The organism is Bacteroides caecigallinarum (assembly GCF_021531075.1).
GTDB classification, from domain to species: Bacteria; Bacteroidota; Bacteroidia; order Bacteroidales; family Bacteroidaceae; genus Phocaeicola; species Phocaeicola caecigallinarum_B.
The window spans coordinates 1-515 of record NZ_JADYTJ010000158.1 but is presented as its reverse complement, the minus strand read 5'-3'; the positions used below and the strand labels follow the sequence as shown (position 1 = coordinate 515).

Below are 515 nucleotides of genomic sequence, written 5' to 3'. Positions count from 1 at the left end.
CGAAGACCGTCACCTTGTAGGCGTCCCCTTCCTTATATATAAGGACATCGGGCTTGCCTTCCACACTGCTCCATGAACCGCACAGGCGGTCACAGTCCTTGAACCTGCTCTCACTGCAGCTCTGCAGAAGCAGTGATGCCGCCCCGATCAGGCAGGCGGCCAGTCTGTACAACTGTCTGTTTTTCATGTCTTGTCTTTTTTAATGATGTTGTTCTTGTTTTACTGAATCTCTCAAAGTCCCATCTTGCGTCTCTTTGGCTTCGGAGTGACCGGGATGTGGACTTTTCCGGTCGGCCTGTCCTTACAGGCTGGCTGCCGACATTCCTTGCGGATAATGGTATCGTCCTTTTTGTTTGGGGACTTCAGGCCAACCATGGTTTCAAACCTAGCATAAAGTTCTTTATATGCCTTTTCTGACTGTTGCCGCCTGATTTCATCCGGGGAATTCCGGTCAATGCCGTATTTCATGAGAAAACAGGAATTAATGAAAGGGCTGTCAATATTCTTCGGGTTGG

The 515-nt window shown here is 49.1% G+C and carries 1 protein-coding gene and 1 pseudogene; both read right to left on the bottom strand.

Annotated features, from left to right (window positions below):
• Positions 1-187, bottom strand: a 187-nt coding sequence (locus I6E11_RS14865) for a DUF3876 domain-containing protein (RefSeq protein ID WP_235338853.1), incomplete at its 3' end; no start/stop codon positions are given.
• Positions 188-231: 44 nt separating this feature from the next.
• Positions 232-515: pseudogene (locus tag I6E11_RS14860) on the bottom strand (hypothetical protein); the annotation flags it as partial.